At 61.5% G+C, this 17,413-nt stretch carries 17 protein-coding genes; 6 read left to right on the forward strand and 11 right to left on the reverse strand.

Annotation, left to right across the window (positions count from 1 at the left end):
- Window positions 1-2: 2 nt before the first annotated feature.
- Complete coding sequence (locus QWE_RS03845; RefSeq protein WP_006724765.1) at window positions 3-1,187, reverse strand: Gfo/Idh/MocA family protein; 1,185 nt, start codon at window positions 1,185-1,187, stop codon at window positions 3-5.
- Window positions 1,188-1,669: 482 nt separating this feature from the next.
- On the opposite strand from QWE_RS03845, the gene QWE_RS03850 reads away from it, so the two are divergent.
- From QWE_RS03850 to QWE_RS03870, 5 genes are read left to right on the forward strand one after another with little or no spacing between them, the layout of a single operon-like run.
- On the forward strand, window positions 1,670-2,437 hold the full coding sequence (locus QWE_RS03850; RefSeq protein WP_006724766.1) for a GntR family transcriptional regulator: 768 nt from the start codon (window positions 1,670-1,672) through the stop codon (window positions 2,435-2,437).
- 11 nt (window positions 2,438-2,448) lie between these two features.
- Window positions 2,449-3,471, forward strand: a complete 1,023-nt coding sequence (locus QWE_RS03855) for an SIS domain-containing protein (protein ID WP_006724767.1) — start codon at window positions 2,449-2,451, stop codon at window positions 3,469-3,471.
- Complete coding sequence (nagA, locus tag QWE_RS03860; RefSeq protein ID WP_006724768.1) at window positions 3,468-4,652, forward strand: N-acetylglucosamine-6-phosphate deacetylase; 1,185 nt, start codon at window positions 3,468-3,470, stop codon at window positions 4,650-4,652. The genes QWE_RS03855 and nagA overlap by 4 nt, the downstream gene beginning before the upstream one ends.
- Window positions 4,649-5,581, forward strand: coding sequence for an ROK family protein (locus QWE_RS03865; protein ID WP_006724769.1), 933 nt, complete (start codon window positions 4,649-4,651; stop codon window positions 5,579-5,581). The genes nagA and QWE_RS03865 overlap by 4 nt, the downstream gene beginning before the upstream one ends.
- Before the next feature lies 1 nt (window position 5,582).
- Window positions 5,583-6,083 carry a GNAT family N-acetyltransferase gene (locus QWE_RS03870; protein WP_006724770.1) on the forward strand — a complete coding sequence of 167 codons (501 nt, stop codon included), beginning with the start codon at window positions 5,583-5,585 and terminating at the stop codon, window positions 6,081-6,083.
- Window positions 6,084-6,089: 6 nt separating this feature from the next.
- Here the strand turns inward: QWE_RS03870 and QWE_RS03875 are convergent, their stop codons facing one another.
- The 6 genes from QWE_RS03875 to QWE_RS03900 all read right to left on the reverse strand — a co-directional run bounded on the left by QWE_RS03875 (window position 6,090) and on the right by QWE_RS03900 (window position 12,055).
- Window positions 6,090-6,941 carry a GNAT family N-acetyltransferase gene (locus tag QWE_RS03875; protein ID WP_006724771.1) on the reverse strand — a complete coding sequence of 284 codons (852 nt, stop codon included), beginning with the start codon at window positions 6,939-6,941 and terminating at the stop codon, window positions 6,090-6,092.
- On the reverse strand, window positions 6,938-7,681 hold the full coding sequence (locus tag QWE_RS03880) for an aspartate/glutamate racemase family protein (RefSeq protein ID WP_006724772.1): 744 nt from the start codon (window positions 7,679-7,681) through the stop codon (window positions 6,938-6,940). The genes QWE_RS03875 and QWE_RS03880 overlap by 4 nt, the downstream gene beginning before the upstream one ends.
- Before the next feature lie 4 nt (window positions 7,682-7,685).
- Entirely contained in the window at window positions 7,686-8,504 is an 819-nt protein-coding gene (locus QWE_RS03885; RefSeq protein ID WP_006724773.1) for an ABC transporter permease, read from the reverse strand.
- A 1-nt stretch (window position 8,505) separates the two neighbouring features.
- The gene (locus tag QWE_RS03890; RefSeq protein ID WP_006724774.1) at window positions 8,506-9,411 is read right to left on the reverse strand and encodes an ABC transporter permease; all 906 of its coding nucleotides are present in this window, start codon (window positions 9,409-9,411) and stop codon (window positions 8,506-8,508) included.
- Between the two features lie 233 nt (window positions 9,412-9,644).
- Entirely contained in the window at window positions 9,645-10,934 is a 1,290-nt protein-coding gene (locus QWE_RS03895; RefSeq protein ID WP_006724775.1) for an ABC transporter substrate-binding protein, read from the reverse strand.
- 32 nt (window positions 10,935-10,966) lie between these two features.
- Window positions 10,967-12,055 carry an ABC transporter ATP-binding protein gene (locus QWE_RS03900; protein WP_006724776.1) on the reverse strand — a complete coding sequence of 363 codons (1,089 nt, stop codon included), beginning with the start codon at window positions 12,053-12,055 and terminating at the stop codon, window positions 10,967-10,969.
- Window positions 12,056-12,315: 260 nt separating this feature from the next.
- Between QWE_RS03900 and QWE_RS03905 the strand changes: the two genes are divergently transcribed.
- Window positions 12,316-13,029, forward strand: a complete 714-nt coding sequence (locus tag QWE_RS03905) for a GntR family transcriptional regulator (protein WP_006724777.1) — start codon at window positions 12,316-12,318, stop codon at window positions 13,027-13,029.
- 32 nt (window positions 13,030-13,061) lie between these two features.
- Here QWE_RS03905 and QWE_RS03910 read toward each other — a convergent pair whose 3' ends face one another.
- The 4 genes from QWE_RS03910 to QWE_RS03925 are packed head-to-tail and all read right to left on the reverse strand — an operon-like array spanning window position 13,062 to window position 17,348.
- Window positions 13,062-13,799, reverse strand: coding sequence for a FadR/GntR family transcriptional regulator (locus QWE_RS03910; RefSeq protein WP_006724778.1), 738 nt, complete (start codon window positions 13,797-13,799; stop codon window positions 13,062-13,064).
- Entirely contained in the window at window positions 13,796-14,776 is a 981-nt protein-coding gene (yjfF, locus tag QWE_RS03915) for a galactofuranose ABC transporter, permease protein YjfF (protein WP_006724779.1), read from the reverse strand. The genes QWE_RS03910 and yjfF overlap by 4 nt, the downstream gene beginning before the upstream one ends.
- On the reverse strand, window positions 14,773-15,828 hold the full coding sequence (locus tag QWE_RS03920; RefSeq protein ID WP_006724780.1) for an ABC transporter permease: 1,056 nt from the start codon (window positions 15,826-15,828) through the stop codon (window positions 14,773-14,775). The genes yjfF and QWE_RS03920 overlap by 4 nt, the downstream gene beginning before the upstream one ends.
- Window positions 15,825-17,348 (reverse strand): sugar ABC transporter ATP-binding protein, encoded by a 1,524-nt coding sequence (locus QWE_RS03925; protein ID WP_006724781.1) that lies wholly within the window; start codon window positions 17,346-17,348, stop codon window positions 15,825-15,827. Before QWE_RS03925 ends, QWE_RS03920 begins: the two co-directional genes overlap by 4 nt.
- Between the last annotated feature and the right edge of the window lie 65 nt (window positions 17,349-17,413).

Consider the following 17,413-nt stretch of genomic DNA (forward strand, 5'->3'; position numbering starts at 1 on the left):
CTTCAAGCCGACCGAACGCGGGATGAGGTGTCCGACGCGCCGTGCAGGCAGGCATCGAACTTCTCCCAGACCGACTTCAGGTCCACAACCTTGCGCCCGAGACGTGCCTCGTCCATGGCAAGCGCGAGAATGCCCGCTTCCAGCGCATCGATTGCGGATACGGGCTGCTTGGCACCCGTCTGGACGAAGGCGATGACATCTTCGGCCATCTGCTCGTCGGCGCCGTAATGCTGCGAAAGCGCAGATGGCGCCTTGTAGGTATTGGCGATGACCTTCTCGTTGGTGCGCGCGTCATGCACATCCATGAAACCGCGGACGAAATCGCCTTCTGCCATGCCCTTCGAACCGATCACGCAGAAGCGGCGGAATTCGTCGGGCACATTGAGATTGGTATGGAAGGTCATCGACACGCCGTTCTCGTATTCGACGATCGCGGTCTGGAAATCGATGATGTCGCCATCGCTGTCGAACACCTTGTCGGAGCCCTGCCAGCCACTCGGCTTGCGGTGATAGACGTTGAGATCGTTGACGCCGGAAGCCTCGGGCGCATTTTCCGGCACGAAGCTCTTGCGGCCGCCGAAGCTTGCAACGAAGCGCGGGCGGGCACCGACGACACCATTGTAGAGATCAAGGTCGTGGCAGCACTTTTCCAGCATGAAGCCGCCGGCATAACGACCATAACGGCGCCAGTCGCGCATGAAAAAAGCGCCGTGATAGGGCTGGATATGCTCCGACGCCTCGATCGAGACGACATTGCCGAGCCGCCCCTCTTCCTGCGCCTTGCGCAGATCACGATAGAGCGGGGAATAACGCAGCACGAGACCGACCAGCAGGCGATCATGGCCGTATGTGTTGAGCAGAGAGGCAAGCGCATAGCTTTCCTCGATGCTGGTGACGATTGGCTTTTCGGTAAAGACGGTAAGGCCCGCTTCGAGGCCCGTCCGGATATGGTCGAGATGCAGGTGGTTCGGCGAACCGATCATCAGAAGATCGAAAGCCTCGCCGGCGATCAGAGCCTCGGGCGTCTCATAGGCCTTGCCGGGAGAGATACCATGCTCGTCGAGCGTCGCCATGCCGGCTGGCGCCGGATCGACATAACCAACGATCTCGAAAGTCGGGTCGATCTCCTTGAACACCCGACCCAGATATCCAAGACGGAATCCGAGTCCGATAATGGCGACCTTCATGATGCATTCCCCTGGTTTCGTAATTATTTTTCGCAGACTGCGTCAAAAATCCAACATCGTCAACACAGGAAGCGGAATTCCCACGCCAGATGAAAATGGTTTTCACATCAGTCGTCGATATTGGATGAGGAGCGAAAAATCACCATCCTCCAGTGCCGCACATTTCAGCTTCTCGGCAAAAGGAAAGGCTTTTTGATTGGCCCCTCTCCAATCGTTAATTTAAGATACCAAAACTAGTCCAATCGTAAAGCCAGAACCCTCAGAATCTGAGGATAAATCTTGCAAACGGCTGTTTTGGCGATGAAATTTCTGCGCCCCCCCATCATTGAACATGCTCTTTTCAAAACCATTTGCGAAATAGGTTTCTGGTTGGTATTGTTTTTGGAAAGACCAGCGGGGGACGGAAACATGCCGAGGTTGATGACGGGTTGCACATCGCCCCTCCGCTTGCGGCCGATCGACCACAAGGCCAGAGGAACCGCATGAGCACGCCCCTTCCCCTGGAACAGCTTCAATCGGTTCGCGGCGGTCCGCTTTACGTCAAGCTCCGCAAGATGATCGAGGATGCCGTAGCCTCCGGTCGCCTCAAGCATGGCGACGCGCTGCCGGCGGAACGCGACATCGCAGAAGCGGCCGAGATCAGTCGCGTGACGGTACGCAAGGCGATCGACGAACTGGTGGAAGAAGGCCTGCTCGTCCGCCGACGCGGCTCCGGCACATTCGTCGTAAAACCCGTCCCGCGCATGCAGCAGCCTCTCAGCCAGCTGACCTCCTTTACCGAAGACATGCGCCGGCGCGGCATGGTCGCAGGTTCCCGCTGGCTGAGCCGCGGGCTGTTTTATCCAACGGCGGAGGAAACCATGATGCTCGGTCTCGTCGGCGGCGCGCGCGTGGCACGCATCGATCGTTTGAGAACCGCCAACGACATGCCGATCGCGCTTGAACGGACCAGCCTGCCGGACGATCTGCTGCCGGATCCGGATAAGATTGAGGACTCACTTTATCTCTGCCTGCTCGATGCCGGCATCCGGCCCGTCCGTGCCAACCAGCGCATTTCGGCCGTCCTGCTCAAGGACGAGGAAACCAAGCTGCTCGGCGTGCCACCCGGATCGGCTGCATTGTCGGTGCAGCGCATCGCCTATCTCGAAACCGGCCGCGTGATGGAAATGTCGCGCGCGCTTTATCGCAGCGACGCCTATGACCTGGTCGCCGAACTCGGCATCGGCTCGCCCATGAAGCCTCAAGACTGAAAGTTTGCCCGATGACCACAAAGATGCGTGAGGAGATCGACGAGATCCCCGCAGCCGCCGCCCGATTGCTGGAAAGCTCCAGAACCGTGATATCAGACGCGGCAAACGCACTGCGCGGCAAGGATCCGGGCGTCGTCGTGACCATCGCCCGCGGCTCGTCCGATCATGCGGCGCATTTCCTCAAATATGCGATCGAGCTGCAGATGGGCCTCCCGGTCGCCTCGCTCGGTCCATCGCTTGCATCGATCTACGAGACGCCGATGAAGCTCGGCAAGGCTGCGGCCTTTGCCGTTTCGCAGTCCGGTGCGAGCCCCGACATTGTCGCCATGGCCAGAGGCGCCCGCGACGGCGGCGCAACCACGGTAAGCCTCGTCAACACCCTGCCCTCGCCGCTTGCCGAGGCAGCCACCTTCGCCGTCGACATCAAGGCCGGCCCGGAGATTGCGGTCGCCGCCACCAAATCCTTCGTCAATTCGATCGTAGCGGGCCTGGCAATCCTGGCAAGCTGGAGCCGGGACGAGGCGCTGACCCGCGCCGTGGACGCCCTACCCGAGCATTTCGACAAGGCACTCTCCCTCGACTGGAGCGCCCTGCTCGATCCGCTGAAGTCGGCAGAGTCTCTCTACATGCTCGGCCGCGGCCCGGCACTTGCCATCGCTGCGGAAGCAGCGCTCAAATGCAAGGAGACCTGCGAACTGCATGCGGAAGCTTATTCCTCCGCGGAAGTGCTGCACGGCCCGGTCTCGATCGTCGGCCGTGATTTCCCCGTCGTCGCCTTCGCCGCCCGCGACATGGCGGAAGCCTCGATTGCCGGGACCGTCTCGAAGCTCGCGGCGAGCAATGCCACCTGCTTCATCACCTCGGATCAGGCGACTGCCGGTCACAAACTGCCCTTCGTCGCGACGGGACATCCGATCACGGATGCGCTGGCGCTGATCGTTCCCTATTATGGCTTTATCGAATCCCTCTCCCGTGCCCGTGGCTTTAATCCCGACAAGCCGGTCGCACTGAAGAAAGTTACCGAGACCCAATGAGACAAGCCTTCGCCACCACAGCAAGCCGCATCTTCGATGGGCACGCGTTCCACGACGATGCAGCCCTCGTGGTCGACAACGGCCGGGTCAAGGCCATCCTGGGCAAGTCCGACCTGCCGGCCGGCGTCCCGCGGCAGGATTTGGGCGATGCGTTGATTGCCCCTGGTTTCGTCGACCTGCAGGTGAACGGCGGCGGCGGCGTGCTGTTCAACAACGATCCGACGGTCTCGGGCATCCGCACGATCTGCGAGGCGCATGCGCGCTACGGCACGACGGCCCTGATGGTCACGCTGATCACCGATGCGCCCGAGATTAAACGCGAGGCGATCACTGCCGGCGATGTAGCAGCCAAGGCGGGCGAGCCGGGTTATCTCGGCCTGCATCTCGAAGGTCCGCACCTCTCGATCGCCCGCAAGGGAACCCATGATCCGGCCCTGATCCGCGCGATGACGGAGGCCGATCTCGAATATCTCGTTACGCAGGCTGGTCGCTTCGGCATTCCGAAGATCACGGTCGCCCCGGAGAGCGTCACACCGGATCAGGTCAACCGCCTGGTTGAGGCCGGCTACCGCGTGAGCCTCGGTCACACCGATACGAGTTGCGCCAGTGTTGAAGCCTATGTCGAGGCGGGCGCCACGCTCGTCACCCACCTTTTCAACGCCATGAGCCCGCTCGGCAACCGGGAGCCCGGCCTCGTCGGCGCTGCTCTCACCTCGGCTGCCCTACATTGCGGCCTGATCGCCGACGGCTTCCATGTCGATCCGGTCACCATGAAGATCGCGCTCGCCGCCAAGTCCGGCCCCGCCCACATTTTCCTCGTGACCGATGCCATGTCGACCATTGGCTCTGATGAGACAAGCTTCGACCTGAACGGCCGGACTGTCTACCGCCGCGATGGCCGGCTGACCCTTGCCGATGGAACGCTCGCCGGCGCCGACATCGACATGCTCTCCTGCGTTCGCTACGTGCACGAGAAACTCGGCCAGCCGCTGGAAGAGGCACTGCGCATGGCATCGCTCTATCCCGCAGAAGCCATTGGCGCCCCGACCAAGGGAAGCCTGACCGAAGGCCAGGATGCCGACTTCGTCGTGCTCGGTCCGGATCTCGACATCCACTCGACCTGGATCGCAGGGACCTGCGTGTTCACGACGGGCGCTGAACCGAGCAGAGCCTTCGCATGATCGTCTGTTTCGATATCGGCGGCACGGCCATCAAGGGCGCGCTCGCAACAAGCCCCGAAGACATCCGCCCCTTCCCGCGTCAACCGACCCCGATCCACGATTTCGACGCCTTCGTCGCAACGCTCGCATCGGTCATCGCGGAAGCCGAAGCCATCGCCGGTGAGCGCGCTGCCTGCATCGCGATCTCGATCGCCGGTGTCATCGATCCCGACACTTTGAACGCCGTCGTCGCCAACATTCCTTGCATCCATGGCCGGCCGCTGCAGGCCGATCTGGAGGCCGCGCTCGGCCTGCCGGTGATCGTCGCCAATGATGCCGACTGTTTCGTGCTGGCCGAAGCCGGCATCGGGGCTGCCCGCGGCCACCGGGTTGTCTTCGGCGTCATCCTCGGCACCGGCGTCGGCGGCGGCCTCGTCATCGACGGCAAGCTGATCAACGAAAGCGGTTTTGCGGGCGAATGGGGCCATGGGCCGATCCAGCCGACCGAGGCCGGCACACCTCCGATGCACGTGCCCCGCTTTCAGTGCGGCTGCGGCCAGATCGGCTGTATCGACGCGATCTGCAGCGCGCGAGGCCTCGAAAAGCTGCACCGGCATATTCACGCCGAACAACTGACCAGCGAAGAAATCATCGCCGACTGGCAGGAGGGCGATGCCAAGGCCGACCGCACCATCGATGTCTATGTCGACATCCTCACCGATCCGCTGTCGGTCGTCGTCAATGTCACCGGAACAACCATCCTGCCCGTCGGCGGCGGCCTCTCCAATGTTCCGGAACTGCTGACCCGGATCGACAAGGCCTTGCGAGCACGCATCCTGCGCAAGTTCGGCGATCCGATCGTCGTTCCCGCCGCCTGCCGAGTGGAGCCGGGACTCATCGGCGCGGCCATCCTTGGCCTAGACTTCGCCAAAAGCCACAAGGGAGACTGACATGGCCGCAGACATGCTCGTAAAACTCTACGAACTTCAGGCTGATCCAGCCCTTGAGCAGCGCATGGCGACCCAGGGCGTGACCATCCGGCGCGCTCTGGTACCCGAACTTTCCGGGATCGCCGCCTGGATCGAGCCCCGCTTCGGCGCCGGCTGGGCGTCCGAAGCGACGGCCGCGATCATGCGCCAGCCGGTCACCTGCTGGATTGCCCATGAAGGCGAAACGCTGCTCGGCTTTGCCTGCCACGAGGCCACGATGAAAGGCTTTTTCGGCCCGACCGGCGTCGACGAGGCAGCCCGCGGTCGCGGCATCGGCCATGCCCTCTTGATCCGCACACTGCTCGACATGCGCGACCAGGGTTATGGCTATGCGATCATTGGCGGCGCGGGGCCCATAGGCTTTTATGAAAAGAGCGTCGGTGCCATCGCCATCCCCGGCTCGTCGCCCGGCATCTACAAGCATATGCTGCCGCTCGCAGCTCCCTCTGGCATGGGCGATTGAAATACTTCAACCGAGTTCCAGCGTCGTAATCGCATAGACGCCCGTCTTCTGCACAGACGGCGGTTCGCCCCGATACATGCGCGCTGTTTTGAACCCCGGCTTGAAGCCGAGGCGGCCGAGCAGGTAGCGAAAACCGTCCTGATAGTCGGGCACATCCAGATGCACTTCCTCGCCCTTGAGATTTGCAAGGCAGACCTTCAGGAGATCCTCGGCCGTCCGTCCATCCAGGGCAAACAACGGCCCGATCTTGTAGCCGCTAAGGCAGGGTCGCATCACGGCATAGCCGGCCACCAAACCCTGTCTGCGGCAGAGGAAGGCACGACGCGGCGGCTTGAGCCAGCCTGAAAGGAAGTCTGTTCTCGGCGCGGGAAAGAAGGCCGCGTCGAGTGCGAGGATCTCGGCGACATCACCCTCACTGATCGCCTCACACTGGGCGAAGCTGGAAGGCAGGGCCGGCATGCGCTCGATGCTCCAGCGCACGGTGTCGTAGGCGGGCACAAACCCCATGCGGCCATAATTCGCCTGTTGCTCGACAACCCCGTCGAGGCCGATGACACGATCAGCAAGATGCGCCATGCCGGCATCCCAGACCCGCCGTCCGAGCCCTCTACCCCTAAAGTCCGGATGGCAGATATAGAGCCCGATGAAGCCGAATCCGTCGCCGTAGCGCACGGACGAAATCCCGGCAGCGAGCCGTCCGTCGACAAAACAACCGATGAAGCCTTCAGGATCGGCGGAACGGAAGGCTGCGGCATCGCCATGCCCAGGGTTCCAGCCTTCGAGCGCCGCCCAGCCGACGAGCTCCTCGACTTCGCCAGCCGTCAGGACCCTGATCTGCCCATCCTCCGCCACGCTCATACGCCCATGGCAGCGGGAGAGAAACGGGCGAGATCACCGTGATAGGTCTTGGTGACGGGCGTCGCATAGGCGCCACGCTTGGCGGTCGACAAGCCCTGTGCAATGAGGCTTTCCGCCTGTTTCACGGCTGCCGCCACGCCGTCGACCACAGGCACGCCGAACTCCTGCCGGAGTGCTGCTGTCAGATCGGCCATGCCGGCGCATCCGAGCACGATCGCCTCGGCCCTGTCGTCCTTGAGCGCTGCCGATATCTCACTGCGCAACCGGTCGCGGGCGTTGGAATTCGGATCTTCGAGCGAGAGAACAGGCACATCCGCCGCCCGCACCTTGCATCGGCTGCCCATGCCGTAGCGATGCACGAGATGTTCGACCGGCAGTCGCGAGCGTTCCATGGTGGTCACGATCGAAAAACGCTGGGCTATGAATGCGGCTGTAGAGACCGCTGCCTCGCAGATGCCGATGACCGGGATAGCAGCCAGCGCCCGGGCTGCATCCAGCCCCGTATCGTCGAAACAGGCAATGACGATCGCATCTGCCCCCTCGCGTTCGGCCTTGGCGATTTCCACCAGTAGTCCAGGAACAGCAAAGACCTCGTCATAATAGCCCTCGATCGAGACAGGCCCCATGGACGAGGTAACCGCCACGATTTCGGTTCCGGCATGGGCCACGCGCCGTGCAGCATCCGCGATGGTCGCAGTCATGCTGGCAGTCGTGTTCGGATTGATGACGGCAATTTTCATGCGATTAGGCCCGCCCCCGACGGCGGTTCATGGCCATGATGAGCCCAAGCGTTCCCGCAATCACCAGAAAGGAGAAGAGCGTGGTCACCGTACCAAGCGCATAAAGCACAGGCGTCGTGACATTGGTCGTCATGCCGTAGATCTCGAGCGGCAGCGTGTTGTAGGTGCCGGACGTCATCAACGTGCGCGCGAATTCGTCATAGGAGAGCGTGAAGCCGAACAGCCCGACCCCGATCAGCGGCGGTGCGATCATCGGCAGCACCACATGCCGGAAGGTCTGCCAGGAAGTGGCACCCAGATCGCGTGCGGCTTCTTCATAAGCAGGCGAGAAGCGGTTGAAGATCGCAAACATGATCAACACGCCAAAGGGCAGCGTCCAGGTGAGATGTGCCCCAAAACCGGATGTGTACCAGGCAGGCTGGAAACCAAGCTGGCTGAACAAGACGCCGATACCGAGCGAGATGATGATCGAGGGCACGACGAGGCTGGCAACAGAGAGATAGAAGAGCGCGGTCGCCCCACGAAACTTGCGACGGAAGGCGAGACCCGCGAGCAGCGAGACGACAACCGTCACGACCATGACCATGACGCCGAGCACAAACGAGCGCCGGAACGAGCCGCCGAAATCACCGACCGCCTGTTGTTCGAACAGGTTGGCGAACCAGCGCAGCGAGACCCCGTTCAGCGGAAAGGTCAACCCACCATTCGGCCCCTGGAAGGAGAGGATCACGATTGCCGACAAGGGGCCGTAGAGGAAGAGCACGAAGAGGGTGAAGAAGATGGCGAGCACGTAGAATTCGCGCGACCGTTTCTCGGTGTTCATCTCAAAGCTCCTTCCGGATATCGACGACGCGAAGAATGGCAGCGACCATCAGCAGGACCAGCGCCAAGAGCACGACGGCATTGGCGGCTGCTGCCGGATATTGCAGCAGCGACATCTGGTTCTTCATCATCAGCGCGACAGACGCGCTCTGCCCGCCGGACATGACCTGCACGGTGGAGAAATCGGCCATGACAAGCGTCACCACAAAGATCGTACCGATCGCCATGCCGGGTTTCGACAAGGGAATGATGACATTGGTGAGGATCTGCCAGCCGCTGGCGCCGGCGTCACGCGCCGCTTCGAGCAGCGATCGGTCGATGCGCATCATCGTGTTGAAAATCGGGGTGACCATGAACAACGTATAGAGATGCACCATGGCGAGCACCACGGCGAAATCGGAATAGAGCAGCCACTCGATCGGCTGCGGCACGATGCCGGCATTCACCAGCGCCGTATTGATCAACCCGTTTCGCCCGAGCACAGGGATCCAGGAGATCATGCGGATGATGTTGGATGTCAGGAACGGCACCGTGCAGACGAGGAATAGTACGCTCTGCATCGTCGAAGTGCGGACGTGGAAGGCCAGGAAATAGGCGACCCAAAAGCCGACGAAGAGTGTGATGGCCCAGACGATGAAGGCGAACTTCAGCGTGTTGAAATAGATCTTCCAGGTGACCCAGGAGCCGAGTGTCTCGGTGTAGTTGAAGGTGACGAAGTCGGGATACATCTGGGCGAAGTCGTAGTCCCAGAACGAGACCGTGCCGATCATCAGGATCGGCAGCAACAGGAAGCAGCCGAGAATGAGCATAAGCGGCGTCGCCTGCAGATAGGATACGAGCCTAAGCGGCACACGGATGACGCGTTTCGGCTTCGGCTCGCCGACACCCAGAAATCGCACTTCCACCATGATGTCAGGTCTCCTGTCGCTTCAAAAAGAGCGGACCGGGAAGGTTGCCCCTCATCCGGCTGCCGCCACCTTCTCCCCGCAAGCGGGGAGAAGGGATCTGTGGCCCACCTCCCCCTAGAGGGGGGGAGGTCGCGGCGAAGTCGCGGGTGGGGGTGATCCATTGGATCTATTGCAGACGTTCACCCCACCCCGGAGCTTCGCTCCGACCCTCCCCCTCAAGGGGAGGGTAGAAATCAAGCTGCGATGAACTCGTTCCAGCGGCGGACCATGTAGCGGTCTTCGTCCATGACGGAGTTCCAGCAGGCGACCTTGCCCATGCGCTCTTCGAAGGAGCCGCCGTCGCGGACAGCACCTGCCTTTTCCATAACGGCACCTTCCGGAGACATGATGTCGCCGGTCGCAGCCTTGCCTTCGATCCAGTAGCCCCACTCGTCGGCGGACATGAATTCCTTCGCGGTTTCCATGCAGGCCGAGTAATAGCCCTGACGGTTGAGGTAACCGCCGACCCAGCCGGACGTGTACCAGTTGATGTATTCATAGGCCGCGTCGAGCTGCGCGCCGGTGAGGTGTGCGGCAAGACCGAGGCCACCGCCCCAGGAGCGATAGCCTTCCTTGAGCGGCTGATACTTGCAGGCGATGCCCTTGGAGCGCACGGCGGCAACAGCCGGCGACCACATCGACTGGATGACGACTTCGCCAGAGGCCATCAGGTTGACCGACTCGTCGAACGACTTCCAGAAGGCGCGGAACTGGCCGTCCTGCTTGGCCTTGATCAGGAAGTCGATCGTCGTATCGATCTCGGCCTTCGTCATATTGCCCTTGTCGGCATATTTGATGATGCCCATGGCTTCGCAGATCATCGCCGCATCCATGATGCCGATCGACGGGATATTGAGGATCGAGGTCTTGCCCTTGAAGGCGGGGTCCATGATGTCGGCCCAGGAGGTGATCTCGCGGCCAACCAGATCCGGACGGATGCCGAGCGTGTCGGCATTGTAGATGGTCGGCATCATCGTGAAGAGTTCGGTCTCACCCGATGCAAAGGTCTTGGCATCCTTGCTCTCGACGTAACCGACGGTGTGCGGCGCGGTGCCCTGGGCGATCACGCTGTCGGGCAGCAGCTTGCCGTTTTTAAACAGCGGCACGACCTTGTCGTAGAACTTGAGCTTCGACGTTTCCATCGGCTGGATGACGCCGGTCGGATAGACCTTCTTCAGGATCCAGTATTCGATGTCGGCGATGTCGTAGGAGTTCGGCTGGGTCACGGCGCGCTGGGCTGCCGCGTCGGAATCGGTCGCCGTCATCTCGAGCGTGATGCCGAGGTCTTCCTTGCACTTCTGGGCGATCGCATTGATGTTCGACACACCGGTGCCGAACTGGCGAAGCGTGATCGGGTTCTGCGCCCAGATCGTCGGGAAGCCGGTGATCGCGCCCGAACCGGCGGCGAGGCCGGCGGCGGCCGATGCGGTCTTCAGGAATGTACGGCGGGACACGCCCTTCTTCGTCTTGCTGCTGTCTGACATTGCACTGTTCTCCTGGTTTTATTGGTTTGGCTTCACTTCACGATACGTCCGAGGACGATCGAATCCGGCTGATCCCATGACAGGGTGACGCCTTCCCCGACGCGAACCGGAGAGGCGAAGAAGGCCGCGTCCGTAAGGACAGCGGTGAATTCGTCGGTGAAGGCGGTGGTGACGGTCAGCTTCACCTTGGCGCCGAGATATTCGACATTCGATACGATGCCGTCGAAGCCGAGCCCATCCGCTGGCGCCGCCCCTATCCGCACGTGATCGGTGCGGATGGCGATATCGGCCTGGTCATGGTCGACCGGTGCTGCGCCGAGTGCGAAAAACCGTCCGCCGCCGATCACCTCAATGAAGAGACCCTCGGCCGTCCGCTCCATGATGCGTCCCGAGAGTACATTATGGTCACCCATGAAGCGGGCGACGAAGGCCGTCGCGGGCCGCTCGAAGACCGCGCGTGGCGTATCCGCCTGCTCGATGCGCCCCTCGTTCATCACGACGATCAGATCGGCAAGCGCCATCGCCTCCTCCTGGCTGTGGGTCACATGCACGAAGGTGATGCCGAGAGAGGTCTGCAGCTTCTTCAGTTCGGCGCGCATGCGAATCTTGAGGAATGGGTCGAGTGCCGAGAGCGGCTCGTCGAGCAGCAGTGCCTCGGGCCTTGTGATCAAGGCACGGGCGAGCGCCACGCGCTGCTGTTGCCCACCGGACAATTGGGCCGGGCGACGCTCGGCATAGGCCTCCAGCTGCATCAGCTTGAGCATTTCAAGCGCTTGCGCGCGTCGCGCCTCCTTGTCGACACCCTTCATCTTCAGGCTGAACGCAACATTGTCGACAAGATCGAGATGCGGGAAGAGTGCATAGGACTGGAACATCATCGCCGTGCCACGCTGCGCAGGCGGCAGGTCCGTCACGTTCGCATTGCCAAAGAGCACATCGCCGGATGACACGCTTTCATGCCCGGCGACCATTCTGAGCGTCGATGTCTTGCCACAGCCGGAGGGTCCGAGCAGGCAGCAATAAGTGCCGGCCGGAATCTTGAGGCTGATGGCATGAACTGCAGTGGCGGCACCGTAAACCTTGGTCACTGCAGCAAGTTCGATCTCGGCGGCTTTCGTCATGACGGCTCCTTCGTCTCGTCAGGGACAATGCATAAGCCGTGCCAGTTCGACGCAGCGCCGCTAAGTGCTTGAATCCCAAGAAGGCACTTGCTGCACCGCAAAAGGAATGAGCAGTCAAGGCGACTGCATGCACACGAATTAATCGATTGCTGTCAAATCGTAATCTATATTGTATGCAATCCTGGATCGATTTCGCGTCCGCCAGACCTTTCGCAAGATTGAACTGCGAGGTAAAAGACGATGAGACACCGGATGATCCCATGACCGCCAAGAGCTCACTCCACAAGCAACTCGACCCAAACCTTGAAGACCGCGCCCGCGCGATCCGCGACGCCCTGCGCGACGCGATCGTCGACCGACGCCTTGCTCCGGGAACCAAGCTCTCCGAAGCAGAAGTCGGCACCCTCTTCGATGTCAGCCGAACGGTCGTGCGCGACGCGCTGCAGATGCTGGCCTTCGAGGGACTGGTGAGGACGGAACGCAATCGCGGCGCCTTCGTCTCCAATCCGAGCACGGAAGAGGCGCGCCAGGTCTTTGCATCGCGCCGCCTGATCGAGGCCGGCATTATTGCGGCCGCCGCCGAGCGCATCACGTCATCCGACATCGCAGCCCTGCGCGAACACCTGAAGGAAGAGGCGCGGTACCGCACAGAACGCGGCGCGAATGCAAGACGCGCCGAGATCAAGGCATCGGGCGATTTCCACCTCATGTTGGCCAAGGTGGCTGGCAATCAGGTGCTGGAAAAGTTCATGGACGAACTCGTCGCCCGCTCATCCCTCGTCATCGCGCTTTATGGCCGCACCGGCATTTCCAGCTGCGGACATGACGAGCACGACGAAATCCTGAACGCCTTGGAAAAGGGCGAGGTGGAGAAGGCGACCCATCTCATGCTGCATCACATCGATCACATCGAGGCCGATCTCGATCTCACCATGGCCGAAGCCCGCACGCTCAAGGACGCGCTCGCCCTCTGACCTTACCGTTTCGCGCTGATACCGGGCCCTTGTCAGCCGGATCGCTGCGCGACCTTGCGGTCGTGCTCGATAGTTTCGAGCATGGCAGCTCTCGCTCCGGCTTCGTCGCCATATTCGATCCGGTTGACCAGCAACCGGTGTTTCTCGAGGAGCGCATCCAGAAGGCATGGATCCGGTGCCGCCATCAGCGCCTTGTAAGCAAGCGCGTGGGCAAGCTCGATGACGCCGTACAACGCCCGCACGAAGGGATTATGCGCCGAATCCGCGATGATGCGGTGCAGTTCGAAATCCGCGAGTGCGAAATTCTGCAGCGAACCGAGCGAGGTCTCCATCTGGTGGATCCAGTAGAGCATCAGGCGGATCTGGTCGGCGGTACGGCGCCGTGCCACTTCGGCCGCGGCCTGCGGCTCCAGCGAGCGACGCACCTCGTGCAGACCCGACAGGAACTCGGCATCGACAGGGGCTTCCAGATGCCAAGCCAGAACCTGCGGATCATAAAGGCTCCAGCGGCTCTTCTTGGCGACCTTGGTGCCAACTTTCGGGCGGGCTTCGAGCAACCCCTTAGCCTCCAAAGTCTTCAAGGCCTCGCGCAACACCGTGCGCGAGACCTCGAATTCCTCCATCAATTCGGCATCGTTCGGCAAAGTGGTGCCGATCGGATAACGGCCGGAGATAACTCCGGCCCCAATTTCGTTGATCACATGCGAATGATAGTTACGCGCCGTCGACCGCCCGGACAGGGAGCGAAGAAGGCTCCCCGGCTCACTCATGCAGGGGCCTTCTTCAGGCGCGTACGCCCGGTCTGCGCGGTAAACACCAGCTTCTGAAGCAAGATGAACATGAACAGCAGGAACCCGATGGCGATTTTAGTCCACCAGCTGGAGAGCGTCCCATCGAAGACGATATAGGTCTGGACGAGGCCCTGCAGCATGACCCCGATCAGGGTTCCGAAGATGAAACCGTAACCGCCCGTCAACAGGGTTCCGCCTATCACCACGGCTGCAATCGAGTCAAGTTCGATGCCAACGGCCGCCAAGGGGTATCCGGCAGAAGTGTAAAGCGAATAGACGATGCCGGCGAGCCCGCCAAGGAAGGACGACAGGGCATAGATGCCGACCGTCACGCGCCCGGTCGGCACACCCATGAGTGATGCCGAATTGGCATTGCCGCCGATCGCATAAACATAGGAGCCGAACCGCGTCTTGTGGGCGATGAACCCGAAGACGAGGAAGGTGCCGAGCATCAAGAGACCGATGAAGCTCAGGCGTCCTCCACCGGGCAGCCGGTAGTAGAGGCTGGAAATGGTTCGGTAGAACTCGTGATCGATCGGAATGGAATCCTGGCTGAGCACCGAGGCCATGCCGCGCGCCAGAAACATGCCCGCCAGCGTCACGATGAAGGGCGGCACCTGCAGGAAGTGAATGACCGCCCCCATTGACGCCCCGAAGGCTGCGGCCAGAACCAGAACGATTGCAAAGACCGCCATGGGATGCAGGCCGACCCAGGAAATCAGAATGGCCGTGATGACGCCGGTCAGGCCGATCACAGCCCCGACGGAGAGATCGATGCCGCCGGAAATGATGACGAAGGTCGCACCGACGGCAGCGATGCCGAGAAAGGCGTTGTCGGTCAGAAAGTTGCCGAAGACGCGCGTCGACCACATGCCCGGATATTGGGAAATGCAGATGGCATAAGCGATCACGAAGATGAGGGTGGTCGCGGCGAGAGGGCGATAACGCGGATTCATCTTGCCTGTCCCGAAGTTTGGGTCTTGGTCTGGGTCTGGGTCTGGGTCGGTGTCGTGGCGGGTGCCTGACGCGGGCCGAATTTGCGCCCGAGCACCTGGGCGATCCGGGCCGATTGCAGCACCAGGATGATGATGATCATGCCCGCCTTGACGATCAGGTTGAACTCCGGCGGAAAGCCGGAGACGAGCACGCCGGTGTTCATCGCCTGAATGATGATCGCGCCGAGCACCGACATCGGGATCGAGAAGCGACCGCCGAGCAGCGAAGTGCCACCGATGACGACCGCAAGGATCGCATCGAGCTCGAGCCAGAGGCCCGCATTGTTGGCGTCCGCCCCACGAATATCGGCGGCCGCGATGATGCCGGCCGTCGCGGCACAGAAGCCACCGAAGGCATAGATGCAGAGGATGACGACCTTGCTGCGCAAACCGGTATAGTTGGCCGCCGACAGATTGATGCCAATGGCTTCAATGAAGAGGCCGATGGCTGTCCGGCGCATCACGAAATGCGCGACCACCATCAGCACGATGGCAATGACAGCCGGCATAGGCAGACCGAACAGATTGCCGGTCCCGACGAAAATAAGTGCCTGATCGGAGAAGGTGACGATCGAGCCCTCGGTGATCAGCTGCGCCACCCCTCGCCCCGCCACCATCAACACCAGTGTGGCGACGAAAGGCTGGATGCCGAGATAGGCGACCAGAATTCCGTTCCAAAGACCGCAGAGAATGCCGACGGCAAGCGCTGCCGCGAGTGTCACGATCAACGGCTGCCCGGCAACCGCGCAGGTGGCGGCAACCGCACCGGCAACCGCCATCACGGCACCGACCGAGAGATCAACGCCTTTGGTGGCAATGATCGCCGTCATGCCGATCGCAAGGATTGCCACCGGCGCACCACGATTGATGACGTCGATCAGACTGCCGAACAGCCGGCCATCCTGCCAGGTCACATTGAAGAAGCCGGGAAAGACCAGCCAGTTAAAAAACAGCACGCCGGCAAGAGCCAGAAGCTGTGGGGAAATGATGCGGGACATGGAAAGCCTTTTCATGCCTCGGCCTCCGCCGGCTGGGCGGCAATGGTCTGGACGATGACACCCGGGGTGATGTCGGCGCCATGCAGTTCGGCGACCATCTTGCGGTCACGCATGACGACGACACGCGAGGAATAACTGACGATTTCGTCGAGCTCGGACGAGATGACGACCAGCGCGAGGCCGTCTTCGCGCAACCGGCTGATCATGCGCACGATTTCGGCATGAGCGCCGACATCGATGCCGCGCGTCGGCTCGTCGAGAATGAGGAACCGCGGATCGGTAGCAAGCCAGCGGGCAAGGATCACTTTCTGCTGGTTGCCGCCGGAGAGAAGCTTGACGGGAAGCTCGGCAGACGCCGTGCGGATGTCGAGCGCCTCGATGAAATTGCCGGCGATCTCCAGCTGCTCGTCGCGGTTCAAGGCCTTGAACCAGCCAAGCCGCGCCTGCATGGCGATGACGATGTTCTCGCGAACCGAGAGGTCGCCGAAGATGCCGTCGATCTTGCGGTCTTCCGGGCAGAAGCCGAAGCCGAGTTCGACGGCTTCGCGCGGATTGCGGACCTGCCGTGTCGAGCCGTCGATCTTGATCGCGCCGCTATCGGCATGGTCGATGCCGAACATCAGCCGCGCCATTTCTGTACGGCCGGAACCGAGGAGACCGGCGACACCTACGACTTCGCCGCGATGGATCTTGAGATCGAAGGGCTGGACGCTGTTTGTGAGGCCAAAGCCCTCGAATTCCATCAGTGTCTCGCCGACCTCGCCCTCTTCGCCGAGAACATCAGGATGGTGAAAAGCCAGGTCCTTGCCGAGCATCATGCGCACCAGGCTGGTGCGGTCAAGCGAGGCAATGGCCTGCGTGCCGACAAGACGTCCGTTGCGCAGGACCGTCACGCGGTCCGACAACTCGAACACCTGATCGAGGAAGTGGGTGATGAAGACGATGGCGAGGCCACGATCACGCAGCTGCCGGACGATGCCGAACAGCTTCTCGACTTCGGATCGGTCAAGACTAGCAGTCGGCTCGTCGAGGATCAGCACCTTACCGGAAAGCTCGACGGCACGGGCGATGGCAATGATCTGCTGAACGGCGACGGAAAAGGTTGAAAGCTCCGCCTTCACATCTATGTCGAGACCATAGGTCGTCAGGATTTCGCGCGATTCCCGTTCCATCCGACGCTTGTCGACCAGACCGAAACGGTTTGTCGGCTGTCGGCCGATGAAGAGATTGTCGATGACGGTCATGTTGGGCAGGAGGTTGACCTCCTGATAGACCGTGCCGATGCCGAGTGCCTGGGCCTGCTGCGGCGTGGTAAAATTGACGTTTTCGCCATCGACGGAGATCACGCCTCCATCGGGAATATAGGCGCCTGTCAGGATTTTAATCAGCGTCGATTTGCCGGCGCCGTTTTCGCCGAGCAGCGCATGCACCTCGCCGCGATGAAAGGCGATATCGACGCCGTCGAGCGCCGTATGATTGCCGAATGTCTTGGTGATGCCCGCCGCCGCAAGCACGATCGATGGATGCTCGGTCATATGCCTCTTCCCCCACTCCCACGAAGCTATCCCCGATTGAAGCCGGGAGAAAGCGACAGCGACCC

Origin of the sequence: Agrobacterium albertimagni AOL15, from assembly GCF_000300855.1 — a bacterium.
GTDB lineage: Bacteria > Pseudomonadota > Alphaproteobacteria > Rhizobiales > Rhizobiaceae > Allorhizobium > Allorhizobium albertimagni.

Excerpts from the sequence above, each read along its gene's own strand:
- QWE_RS03920 (WP_006724780.1), bottom strand. The coding sequence starts at position 15,828 with ATGAAAAGGCTTTCCATGTCCCGCATCATTTCCCCACAGCTTCTGGCT.
- QWE_RS03910 (WP_006724778.1), bottom strand. The coding sequence starts at position 13,799 with ATGAGTGAGCCGGGGAGCCTTCTTCGCTCCCTGTCCGGGCGGTCGACG.
- QWE_RS03870 (WP_006724770.1), top strand. The coding sequence starts at position 5,583 with ATGGCCGCAGACATGCTCGTAAAACTCTACGAACTTCAGGCTGATCCA.
- QWE_RS03900 (WP_006724776.1), bottom strand. The coding sequence starts at position 12,055 with ATGACGAAAGCCGCCGAGATCGAACTTGCTGCAGTGACCAAGGTTTAC.
- QWE_RS03885 (WP_006724773.1), bottom strand. The coding sequence starts at position 8,504 with ATGAACACCGAGAAACGGTCGCGCGAATTCTACGTGCTCGCCATCTTC.
- QWE_RS03880 (WP_006724772.1), bottom strand. The coding sequence starts at position 7,681 with ATGAAAATTGCCGTCATCAATCCGAACACGACTGCCAGCATGACTGCG.
- QWE_RS03855 (WP_006724767.1), top strand. The coding sequence starts at position 2,449 with ATGACCACAAAGATGCGTGAGGAGATCGACGAGATCCCCGCAGCCGCC.
- nagA (WP_006724768.1), top strand. The coding sequence starts at position 3,468 with ATGAGACAAGCCTTCGCCACCACAGCAAGCCGCATCTTCGATGGGCAC.
- QWE_RS03895 (WP_006724775.1), bottom strand. The coding sequence starts at position 10,934 with ATGTCAGACAGCAGCAAGACGAAGAAGGGCGTGTCCCGCCGTACATTC.
- QWE_RS03850 (WP_006724766.1), top strand. The coding sequence starts at position 1,670 with ATGAGCACGCCCCTTCCCCTGGAACAGCTTCAATCGGTTCGCGGCGGT.
- QWE_RS03845 (WP_006724765.1), bottom strand. The coding sequence starts at position 1,187 with ATGAAGGTCGCCATTATCGGACTCGGATTCCGTCTTGGATATCTGGGT.
- QWE_RS03905 (WP_006724777.1), top strand. The coding sequence starts at position 12,316 with ATGACCGCCAAGAGCTCACTCCACAAGCAACTCGACCCAAACCTTGAA.
- yjfF (WP_006724779.1), bottom strand. The coding sequence starts at position 14,776 with ATGAATCCGCGTTATCGCCCTCTCGCCGCGACCACCCTCATCTTCGTG.
- QWE_RS03865 (WP_006724769.1), top strand. The coding sequence starts at position 4,649 with ATGATCGTCTGTTTCGATATCGGCGGCACGGCCATCAAGGGCGCGCTC.
- QWE_RS03890 (WP_006724774.1), bottom strand. The coding sequence starts at position 9,411 with ATGGTGGAAGTGCGATTTCTGGGTGTCGGCGAGCCGAAGCCGAAACGC.
- QWE_RS03925 (WP_006724781.1), bottom strand. The coding sequence starts at position 17,348 with ATGACCGAGCATCCATCGATCGTGCTTGCGGCGGCGGGCATCACCAAG.
- QWE_RS03875 (WP_006724771.1), bottom strand. The coding sequence starts at position 6,941 with ATGAGCGTGGCGGAGGATGGGCAGATCAGGGTCCTGACGGCTGGCGAA.